9 protein-coding genes and 1 pseudogene are annotated in these 10328 nt (G+C 25.6%); 2 read left to right on the top strand and 8 right to left on the bottom strand.

Annotated features, from left to right (window positions below; translation table 11 throughout):
• Positions 1–15 precede the first annotated feature (15 nt).
• From V5784_RS01550 to V5784_RS01515, 8 genes and pseudogenes are all read right to left on the bottom strand, one after another.
• The gene (locus V5784_RS01550) at positions 16–195 is read right to left on the bottom strand and encodes a hypothetical protein (protein ID WP_336887290.1); all 180 of its coding nucleotides are present in this window, start codon (positions 193–195) and stop codon (positions 16–18) included.
• Positions 196–216: 21 nt separating this feature from the next.
• Complete coding sequence (locus V5784_RS01545; RefSeq protein ID WP_336887289.1) at positions 217–426, bottom strand: hypothetical protein; 210 nt, start codon at positions 424–426, stop codon at positions 217–219.
• 154 nt (positions 427–580) lie between these two features.
• Positions 581–2212: a class I SAM-dependent methyltransferase gene (locus tag V5784_RS01540; protein ID WP_336887288.1), complete on the bottom strand. Its 1632-nt coding sequence runs from the start codon at positions 2210–2212 to the stop codon at positions 581–583.
• A complete protein-coding gene (locus V5784_RS01535; protein WP_336887287.1) occupies positions 2209–5238 on the bottom strand; it encodes an Eco57I restriction-modification methylase domain-containing protein in 3030 nt (1009 codons plus the stop codon). Before V5784_RS01535 ends, V5784_RS01540 begins: the two co-directional genes overlap by 4 nt.
• Before the next feature lie 60 nt (positions 5239–5298).
• Positions 5299–7664: pseudogene (locus tag V5784_RS01530) on the bottom strand (AAA family ATPase).
• 49 nt (positions 7665–7713) lie between these two features.
• On the bottom strand, positions 7714–8379 hold the full coding sequence (locus V5784_RS01525; protein ID WP_336887286.1) for a S24 family peptidase: 666 nt from the start codon (positions 8377–8379) through the stop codon (positions 7714–7716).
• Positions 8380–8660: 281 nt separating this feature from the next.
• Positions 8661–8930, bottom strand: a complete 270-nt coding sequence (locus V5784_RS01520; RefSeq protein ID WP_336887285.1) for a hypothetical protein — start codon at positions 8928–8930, stop codon at positions 8661–8663.
• A gap of 116 nt (positions 8931–9046) precedes the next feature.
• The gene (locus V5784_RS01515; RefSeq protein ID WP_336887284.1) at positions 9047–9268 is read right to left on the bottom strand and encodes a helix-turn-helix transcriptional regulator; all 222 of its coding nucleotides are present in this window, start codon (positions 9266–9268) and stop codon (positions 9047–9049) included.
• Positions 9269–9465: 197 nt separating this feature from the next.
• Between V5784_RS01515 and V5784_RS01510 the strand changes: the two genes are divergently transcribed.
• A complete protein-coding gene (locus V5784_RS01510; protein ID WP_336887283.1) occupies positions 9466–9750 on the top strand; it encodes a hypothetical protein in 285 nt (94 codons plus the stop codon).
• A gap of 392 nt (positions 9751–10142) precedes the next feature.
• A partial coding sequence (locus tag V5784_RS01505) for a hypothetical protein (RefSeq protein WP_336887282.1) occupies positions 10143–10328 on the top strand: 186 nt, incomplete at its 3' end.

Here is a 10328-nt window from a genome sequence, read left to right as displayed (position 1 = left end):
GACCTCGAATATCATTTATTTTGTTTTAAATTTATTTTTTGAATTACAATTGGAGCATATAATAGTTGATTCTATCCCGTTAGAATAATAATTTGTTTTACCTTTTATCATAAAATAATTATTTTCTATGGTAGCTAATTTCCGATTACAATTTTTACACCTTATTTCTTTTTTATTATCTTTTAATTCGGACATCCATCCTCCTGAAGAGTACTCTTATAAATTTAAAAACATTTCCCCTGTCACTTCTTCTAAAACTATCAATGTATTAGTTGAGATCCCTCGTCCTTCTCTTAAGGCCCTAAGTTGTAAACTAAAAGCTGTTAGGCTTATCCCAATCTCTTTAGCTATAGAAGTTTTAGTTATTTTTTTACTGGAAAGAATATTTTGAATCTTATTATATAAATCTATATTTCTTGATTTCATTTATTCACCTCTCATAGTTACACTATAATACAGAATTTCTGTAATTGTCAAATAAAAATTTGCTTTTCTTTGATCTATAATACAACATCTATAATTTTAACAAAATAAAAAGGACTTGTTTTTTCAAGTCCTAAAATAAAATCTTATCGATTAGTTATTTTCTATTTAACCTTCTATCTTTTAGTTTTCTCCAAATGTTTCTATAATTAATAAGCTCTTTTTCTGTAAAGTTCAAGTTTTTTAATATTATTTTTCTATCTACATAATCTAATACTTTTTCAATGTCATTATCCATTTTTAGCATTGAATCTATTTTTTTTAAATGAATTTGAGTTTCCTCTTCTGTAATAAAGCTTAAATCTGATATCAATATTTTTTTTACTTCTCCAGGTAGAATTTCAAGGACTCCACCACCATAACTTCTTGCTTCTAACTCTATTGAAGCAAAAGTGATACTGTTATAGTAACTTAATAAAAGTAATTTGGGATTGAGGTTCCCCTTCGTAGTGATTCTATGCATAGTATCTGTGCTTACAGCATTAATCTCATTTAAAATAAATTTAGGATATAGATTACTCCGTCTTAAAAGGAATATTTGAGGTGCCCAAATAGAAGGGACTCTATACCATCTTTGTCTAATTCTGCACTTATAACCACTATTTTCATTATTTTTTTCACCATTAAAAATATAATTTTTGTGTTCTTTTTCGTATTTTTCAAATGGAGTATCAGGAAAATTAATTAAAAATGATCTCTTATTTTCCTCTACATTTTCAAGCCATAAATCATTATCAAAGTATAACCCATTAATATGACAGCTTCTTCCAATTAATGAATTAACTACATTTTTTAATTTATATTCCTCAACTATATTTTTATCTACGGAAAAATACTTATTATTTCCAGTAGTTATTCCTACATCTACATTAGCAATTTCATCAAAATATTTAAAATCCTTGCTATTCTGAGCTTTAGTTATTAGTTTAATTTCACTATTAGATAATAAATATTTTGTCCATTTATCTGTTGAATGATTGATATGTTTATACTCAATTTTTCCATCGCTTACATCAGATAATGATGATATATTTTGAGTTTCAATAAAAGATATTTCTCCTTTGTCATCATTAATTTGACTAATATCTTTTTCTCCCATCAACAAAATAACCTCTTGTTGAACTTCTGGAAAAACTAATTCTTTAAATGCTACAATTGTAATTTTTGATAAGTTATTTGTTAAGTATAACCTTAAATCTTTAGCATACGCTACTTGTAATAGTTCTGCAGGAATGACTAATCCTATTTTCCCTTTATCCTTTAATAAATTAACAGAAGCAACTACAAATGCTACCCAAGAATTTATTAATTTATTAGATTTCATACCAGATTGCGTTAGCATTTTAGACTGATAGTCTCTTTGAGACTGAGAAAGGTATTGATATCTTATATATGGTGGATTTCCTACAATTAAATCATACTTTTTATTCTTATGATTTTCATAATAGTCATAAAAATCTTGGTTTAAAAAATCAAAGTTTTTAGAATTTTTAACTACTGATTTTGCTTTTTCTAATTCTCCTTCTAATAATTCGATAGCAGTACATTTATAATTAATATTAAGATACTCTTTATTTATACTTTCTAGAAATGACCCGTCACCGCAACTAGGCTCTAATATTTCTATATTTTCTCGTTTTCCCCATTTTACAATAAAGTTTGATAGTTCAAGAGGAGTATAGTATCCTCCCCTTAATTTTTGACTTGAAGCATTTTCTTTTATTTTCATTTTGTTTGTTCCCTTCTATAAATATTTTTAAAATCTGAAATCATATACATATTACTTATTTCATTTTCTAATCTCTTTAAGTATACTACTTTTTCAGTTTTATGAATATCTATTTCTTGTTGAGATAAGTCTTGTTTAATAAAATTAGTACATTTTTTGATTTGTTTAATTAAAGATATTATCTTATCATACTTCATTTTTTCTTCTTCAATTTCTAGATTTAATTTTTTAATAGGAACCCTTTTTAAAACATTAGTTCCCCTAGTATAAAATCCACCTTCAAAGTTACTTCCCATCTTTGAAAATAACCAGTCTATCGCAGGATGAGTTAAAATAGCCTGAATAAATTCTAAATCATAAGGTGAATTAGAATTAGATTCTATTGCACAATAACCTGCCGTTCCTCCAGAAGAAATAATCATATCTTCTACGTCTAATAAATATAATGGATTATCTTTAGCCATAACTTTCACGATTAATTTTGGAGTTTCTATAAAACTTGTTAATCCTTGAATTCTTCCATAGTGATACCAAGTATGCTTATCAGATATAGGGACGTCACGATCATTAGAATCCCCACTTATTTGCTTTGGTATTAACATATCATAATGATCCTTTAAATACTTTAAAGTTTCTGGGTAATTTCCCTCCATCAGATTTAAACTATAAAGAACTCCATTTTTATCATATGGAAATATAATCCATTTATTTAATGTTGGAACATCAAAACTTGATATCTTTTTTTCGATTTTTGTAGTGGGTTTAAAATATGGCTTTAAGATAGTTTTTTCTATTTTATAAGTTTTATTACCTCTCTTAATTTCTATATATTCATTATCCTCTTTTAAAATCTCTGATTTTGAAAACCAGTATAGTGGATAAGGTCTCCCTTTAGATAGGTTTTTTTCTGCACTAGTTTGAATCCCGTTTATTGCATCAGCAATATCATCTAACAAAAAGCTATCTTCATATAATTTATTTAATAAATCGATCTCTTTTTTATCAGAGCATATAATCCAAGGATCTTTTGATAAAATAGATTTTTTTACTTTTACAAATTTAGTTCCTTTAGTTTTCAACCAATCTTGTAAATTAGCCACCGCTTCATAGTCAAATTCACTATTTTTGTTTTTGCTGGCTATTAGAATTGAACTATAAGTTGTTTGATCTTTAAAAAGTTGTATTGAATTAAAATCAATATACTTTTCTAAACTATAATCTCCTATTAAAAGTTCCCTTAATTTTCTCCCCGCTTCATTTTTTATAAATTTGTTAGGTATAATAAAACATATTTTTCCATCTTCTTTAATGTTTTTTAATGCTTTTTCAATAAATAAAAAATATTTATCAAATTGCTTGTAAGCAGAAAAATATTTTTTATACATTTTCATTTCGATATCTAAAGTATGTTTTTTCATATCTTCTGTTTTTACATATGGTGGGTTACAAAGTATTAAATCAAATCTATCAATATTTCCTTTGAAATCCCATTGAAATGGGACTAATTTTATTTTTTCTGGGAGACTAAGCTTATTATATTCTTTTTCTGAAAGGTTCTCTAAATTTATTAAAGAGTTACCATTTTTTATATTTTTATTCAATGACGGTAATATAGATTTAAAAATACCTATTGTAGAGCTATTCTCATTCTCTAAAAGTTTTAAAAGCAAACTAAATTTTGCAACTTCTACAGCATTAAAATCAATATCAATGCCAAATATACAATTTTCTAAAATACTTCTTTTTGCAAAAAAATTCAATTTATATTGGTTTAAATTGATAGAAACTAATTTTGTTGGATCTTCTTTCATATATTTTTTTATTAAATAATTTTGTATCTTTTCATAGACTGCCACTAAAAAAATTCCCGAACCACATGCAATATCTGCAATATTTAAATTCAATATTTCATTGAAATTTTTATTATCAATTTTTTCCTCTAAAGAGGTTTCAACCATATATTTTACAATTTCTTGGGGAGTTGTAACTATTGATTTATTAATATCTTCATCTTTTTTTGCTAAAATTATTTTATTATCTACTAATTCAATTTTTTCTGATAAAAATAATTCGTAAATATCCCCAAGTATGTTTGAATCTATTGCATCAAACATATAAGGACTATTTGGATAGTACAGTTTATTGACAATATCAAAAATAATTTCGTTACTTAAATCAAAGATAATATTTTTTCCATCAAATAACCCTGAGTTATATTTAAAATCAGCTGCAATGAAAAGTAATTTTAATTGTTCTTTTAATTTTTCTTTATTCTCTGAAAAATTTTGCATTGTTGAATGATATGTATTTAAATTTCTATCTTCACAAAATCTTAGAAATATAATTTGATTAATAAATTTTTGAATAGATTCATTTATCTTTAAAGTATTATACTTTTTTTCTTCATATAAATATTTCCCAAGTTTTAGTCTCCAATTATTTATTTCTGTTAAAAAATATTTGTCAATACTATAGAGTTTCAAATTGTCTTTATTGTTAGAAAATTTAGTATCAAACTCACCTGAAAAAATACTTCCCCTTGATAAAAGAGAATGTATTTCATCCCATTTTTCTTCATATTCTAAGTAGTTATATTCATATAAAACTCCATTTTTATAATGGTCATCTATTTTGGGAGGGCTTGTTGTATCATAAATAATTAAAGTTTCGAAATTTGATATAACAACTATTGGATGGTTTGCTGACCAACCATAACTCTTAGCTTGAAATATTACTTTTTTATTATTTATAATAGATACAGAAGGTTTTTTAGCCTCTAAAAAGAATTTTTTTATACCATTAAATGTAAAAGCATAATCAGGTCTTTTGTATTTTTTATCATATGGTTCTAATATAACTTCTTGTATTTCAGGGTTTACTTTGTTGTTATTTGCTATATCCCATCCTAAATTTTCAAATAATTTATCTAAATAATGCTGTCTTAAAGAAGTTTCATTGTATTCAGGTTTTTTTACATAAATCATATTATCTTGGAATTGTTTAACCAATTCTTTTATTTTATTCATATTAAATCTCCTAGACGTAAATGTTTACAATATATTTTTAGTAGCTTTATTATTTTATTTTTATTGAATGCTTTTAATTAAAGCATCATATTGTTCTTCATCTTTTTCTTTGATTTTATCCATAATATATTTTGCTATTTTATTAATTTCAGGAATTTCAACTGGTTTCATACTCCTATCAAATACTTCTTCTAAGTGTGACATTTCATTGCTAAATCTATTTATCAATGCTATTGCATTTTCATCATCACCAAAAAATTTTTTCATTTTTACACCGTCTTCCATTTTTGTTGGGTACTTGTAAAATAAATAAGCTTCTAAAAATTTTCTTAAATTATTTCCAAAACTATAGAAACATTCTGCATCAACATTTGTAATTTCAGTAGTAGAACATTTATAAATTTGGTGGAATAGATAATTAAATTCAGTAACATAATTTTTTAAATATTTGGGCATTAATTTTAATTCTGTTTCATTTTTATTTCTCTCTAGAATAAATAATTCTACCCCACCTTTTTTTGGTTTAGATAAACGTTTTATATATTTTAAAAAATCAAGATTATGTGTTGATAAAAATAATTGTTTATAACGATAAATATTAGGCTCTCCTATCTTTTTTATAGGTTTAGTAATTTCACTTTCAATTAAGCTGTATATGAAAAATATATGATTGCTATCAAGACTCGAAATTGGGTCATCAATCCATATAACTAATTCTTTCCCATCACTTTCGATGTCTTTTAATTTTGCCATAAAATAACAAAATGCAATTAAACTACATTCTCCTTCACTTAAATTATTAGCTGTTTTTTCACCTCTTAAAACCTTAAACTTAAAACCTTTTCCGTCATCCTCTTCGATTGCGGCAAGTTTTAATTCATTATGACCAAAAAAATGATTTAAATATTTATTTACTTTCTCTGCACCTTTTTTTTCATCTTTTAATTGAATTTGTAAACCTTCTATTTTCTTTTCAATTCCTTTAATTCTACTTGCAGAATCCTCGTAATTTTTATATAGTTTATTATTCTCTTTATCTAAACCTTCTATTCGATTTAATTCGTTTTTATAATCAATATTTTTAATAAAATTAGCAATTTCATCTAATAATAGATTTTCTTTTATTACTTCTTGCTCAGATTTTAATGAAGTAGTTTTACTATTGTGATCCTTTATTAAAATATTAATTTTTTTTATTATTTGATCAATTTTTTTGAATTGTCTAAAAAATAAGACAATTCGAAAACTTTAAAAATATCTTTTTTTCTTTGATCTAAATTTTTAATTAATAAATCTAAAATTTTATTGTATTCTTTAATTTCTGTTATTAACTCTTTTTTTACCTCTTCAAAATCTGATTGAAAACGAATATAAAATTCCTCTTTTTTTATTTTTAAGATTCTTTCTTTTAAGATTCTTTCTTTTTTTATTTTTTCAGATATTTTTTCTATTTCTACTCTTATATTTTCTGATTCCTGACTAAAATGTCCATCTAGCCTAACCCAAAGGTCATTTGAAATTTTATTATTACAAAAAGCACATTTTTCTCTTTTTTCTCTATGGTGAAGCATTCCGTTTCTTACCCATTCTTGTAAGGCTCCATTATCTAATAAATCCTGAATCGATTCTGTAGGCTTAATTTTTTTATTTATAATATCATATGTTTCTTTTGAAAATTGCTCAATTCTTTCAAGTTCAAAAAAATTTTCTTCTAGTTCTGAAATATCATCTTTAGGTTGTTCTTGTAATAATTTTTTCTTTTCAACAATTTCTTCTTCACTAAAAAAAGGCTTTGGTGATTTTATTGTTTTATTTATGTCTGCTTTAATTTTTGTTATATTGTAATTTACATCTCCATAAATTAATGATGGTTTTATTTCTTGATTTGCCTTGTTTCTCAGTTTTTCATCTAATGACTTTCTATCAAAATTATTTTTTTTAAATTTAGTGTCATAATTAAATTTTGTTTGGGACAATTCATATATTAATCCATTTTTTTTCTCTTGGCTTCCTAGTTTATTCAAATTTAATTCGATTTCTCTTTCTATTTCAATATTTTTTTCTCCTAGAATTGCAAAAGAGTTTATTTCTTCTCCTTCATTTTTTAAAAAACTTAAATTATGATCGACAAAATCTTTATTATAAACTCTAATATTTAAGTTTAAATCTTGTAATTCACTTTGAATATAATTTCTTGTATCTGTCTCTATTTCAAAACAAGAATCTATATATTCATGAGGAATTTCTTTAGTTTCAAATGCCCTAATAATTCTAGATAATGTAGTTTTTCCAGAATAATTTCTGCCATAAAAAATATTTAATTTTTTAAACTCTTGTATATTATTACCATCATCACGAATAGAAGAATCCCAATTAAAATTTTTATAAATCCCAAAATTTTCAATCTTTTTTATTTTTTTTATCACAAATTGTCCCCCTAGAAAATTTATTGTTACAAGTTCAATATTTAATTTCCTACCACTTTCTCTTCCAATAAGTACTGACTACTCTACCTTCACATTTTAATTCTTCTCTATCCAATATAATAATATCTGAGATATCTTGATTAAAAGATACTAGATGTATTAAATTTTGATTGTCCACTTCTAATTGCTTTATATATGTTTCGTCATTATAGGTAAATACACAGACTTTTCCGATTAATCCCTCTATACCTTCACACATCACAGGATCTACTAATGCAATTGATCCACAGGGGATAGTTCTATCTCCTACACCTGACATGGAATTCCCCTCTACCTTTACTGTAAATCTTCCTTTTTTATAATCTTCATCCGGAACTTCAAAATCTTCATCTATTTCCTCATTTAAGTTTAAATATCCTGGTCCAGCACTGGCAGTCCCATACATAGGAACTTTTCTTGTTTTTATTATTTTAGCATTTGGTTTTATAGTATCATTCACATTATCAGGGAGAATGGAAAGAAATAGTTGTCTTCTTTTTTCTTCTGTAAGCTCTAGACTGACTGCTAGTTTTTCCAAAGTTCTAGGTCTTGATTTATTGGCCCCTCTTTCTATTTCTCCAATTGTACTTATAGATATTCCAGATTTTGCTGCTAATTCTTTCATTGTCAGCTTCTTTTCTTCTCTTAACTGTTTTAAAAGTATACTTAATTCCATAATTCCTCCCCTTTACATTTTTTCTGTATATCATCATTGTATTTTAACATTTTTTTAAAAGTTTTAAAAAAAAATTGACTTTATTACGGATATTCTGTATTATACAATTGAATTACAGAAAAACTGTAAAATGTACTTTGTATCACTGTAAAACTCATTTTAATAAAAAAAGAGTAGAAAAATCTACTCTTAGAATATTTATTAAATTTTGAATAGTGTGGTTCAAGATGTTAAGAGATAACCCCCAAACTACTCTTGGACTATACCATTGAGATTTTAATTTATTGTTTGTCGTATATCCTTTTATACATAAAACTCAAAACTGCAAGCCAAAAGAGTACATATCCAAAGGTTGTAAAAAAATAAGTTTGGATATGTTTAAAATATATAATAGTATCCAAAAATGCTTTGAAGCTAAAAAATATAACCAGTCTATTATAAAAATCATTTCCTTTTTTTTCTTTCTTTAAAAGTCCATATAGTGCTACTGGAGAGAAAAAAATAAAAGAAAGAATTAAAAATGTCATTTTGAATTTGCTCATTTTGTTCATAAATATCTCCTCCTTTAAACTCTGAATAGTATGGTTCAAGAATTCCTAAAACAGCCTGCCAGCTATCTTGAACTGTACCATTGAGACTTTAATTTGTTATTTCGTAAGTTACGAAATTACTCTGAGTCTTCCTTTGGAATATACTCAATTAAATCTGATAAGTTACATTTGAAAAAATCACATAATTTTAAATAAGTATCTAGCTTTACAGTTTCTAATTTAGAATGATCTCTAATCTTTGTTAAAGTATCCCTGCTTAATCCTGTTAAATTTACTAACTCTGTGATTGTTTTTATTTTATGGTCAACCATTAAGTAACCAATATTACATTTCAACATAGTATTACCTCCTTTTTTACTATTGTACCATAGTAAAATACGGTTTAAAACATAATTTTTGGGTTGCAACCTAAAAAAATAAGTTGACAACCTAGGCTATAGAATGGTATATTACTACTATAATAAAAAATATAACTTCTACAAACCTATTAATTAAGGTTGTAAAAGTCAAAAATATTTTGATATGGGGGTATAAAATGGAGAAAAAAGATAAAAAACAGTTTCTACTGTTTTTAGAAAAGATGGAAAGTCATGGGGAATTAAAAAATGATTCCTTTAAAAAACAAAATGAGTTCTGGGGATTATTCGGTGAAATCTATGCAGTAGCTAAAAAAGAAAAAAATGAAACCCTTACTTCCCTCTTGCTGAAGCTTGAAAGTAAAAATGTAGAATTTTTTACGACTTTGAAAAAAGATTATTTCACCTATGGAACCATCGGGCAGATAGCCTATGAGGAATTAGGTGAGATCAATGAGTTTTAAAGATTATAAAAAATTAGATATAAAGAAGTATCTGGAAAAATATGGAAATATAAGTCTTTCAGAATTAATTGAGATCTTAGAAGGTGAGAGCCATGTTGAGTAAAACTATCTATGTCATTGTGTGCAACGGGGTTCCTGTGGTTGCTTTTGAGGATTACTTGGTAGCTGAGGTTGAGTTAAGGAAAAGAAGTGATACACAGGGCATCACGTTTTCTTTGGAGCCTTGTGATCTGGAATTGAGAGTAGATAAATAAAAATAAATGAGGGAGTTTATCTCCCTCTAAACTAAATTTTGTTATTTGAATGTTGGGCACTCAGGGATCCTTGGATCCCGACATTGAAATAATAAAAAACTAGGAGTGCCCAACAGCCTCCTTGAAAGGAGTGGATTCATGAAGGATAATATATTCCAAATAAGGCAAGATATAGCTTTGGAAATGAAAGAAAAATATAAACTAAATATTGAAGATTTTATTTTAATTCGAAAAATAGGAGATTTTAGTTTATCTGCAGATACTATCGAAATTATAAAAGATGAAAAAGTTTACCACTGGATAAGCTACGATGCAATCCAAAAA

Source organism: Psychrilyobacter sp., from assembly GCF_037132775.1.
Classification (GTDB): Bacteria; Fusobacteriota; Fusobacteriia; order Fusobacteriales; family Fusobacteriaceae; genus Psychrilyobacter.
The sequence above is the reverse complement of the archived record's forward strand: the minus strand, read 5'-3'. Positions and strand labels throughout refer to the sequence as shown.

Excerpts from the sequence above, each read along its gene's own strand:
- V5784_RS01535 (WP_336887287.1), bottom strand. The coding sequence starts at position 5,238 with ATGAATAAAATAAAAGAATTGGTTAAACAATTCCAAGATAATATGATT.
- V5784_RS01510 (WP_336887283.1), top strand. The coding sequence starts at position 9,466 with ATGGAGAAAAAAGATAAAAAACAGTTTCTACTGTTTTTAGAAAAGATG.
- V5784_RS01550 (WP_336887290.1), bottom strand. The coding sequence starts at position 195 with ATGTCCGAATTAAAAGATAATAAAAAAGAAATAAGGTGTAAAAATTGT.
- V5784_RS01545 (WP_336887289.1), bottom strand. The coding sequence starts at position 426 with ATGAAATCAAGAAATATAGATTTATATAATAAGATTCAAAATATTCTT.
- V5784_RS01540 (WP_336887288.1), bottom strand. The coding sequence starts at position 2,212 with ATGAAAATAAAAGAAAATGCTTCAAGTCAAAAATTAAGGGGAGGATAC.
- V5784_RS01525 (WP_336887286.1), bottom strand. The coding sequence starts at position 8,379 with ATGGAATTAAGTATACTTTTAAAACAGTTAAGAGAAGAAAAGAAGCTG.
- V5784_RS01520 (WP_336887285.1), bottom strand. The coding sequence starts at position 8,930 with ATGAACAAAATGAGCAAATTCAAAATGACATTTTTAATTCTTTCTTTT.
- V5784_RS01515 (WP_336887284.1), bottom strand. The coding sequence starts at position 9,268 with ATGTTGAAATGTAATATTGGTTACTTAATGGTTGACCATAAAATAAAA.